The organism is Shewanella sp. 10N.286.54.B9 (assembly GCF_041468565.1).
Classification (GTDB): domain Bacteria; phylum Pseudomonadota; class Gammaproteobacteria; order Enterobacterales; family Shewanellaceae; genus Shewanella.
The window spans coordinates 6,393-6,620 of sequence record NZ_JBFRIY010000007.1 but is presented as its reverse complement, the minus strand read 5'-3'; the positions used below and the strand labels follow the sequence as shown (position 1 = coordinate 6,620).

Annotated in this window: 1 rRNA gene; it reads right to left on the bottom strand. The window is 45.6% G+C overall.

The features are described 5' to 3' along the window. Positions 1-77: 77 nt before the first annotated feature. Positions 78-193, bottom strand: a 5S ribosomal RNA gene (gene rrf / locus AB4135_RS02270). Positions 194-228: the final 35 nt, after the last annotated feature.

Below are 228 nucleotides of genomic sequence, written 5' to 3'. Positions count from 1 at the left end.
AGCCAGTAGATTAACTTACTCAAATTGCAGACGTAAAAAAGCCCGTTGCGTTAGCAACGGGCTTTCTCGTATTAGGCGCCTGGAAATGACCTACTCTCACATGGGGAAACCCCACACTACCATCGGCGATACTGTGTTTCACTTCTGAGTTCGGAATGGGATCAGGTGGGACCACAGCTCTATGGTTTCCAGACAAATTTGGCTATTACTTTCAGCTTTTAAAAAGCT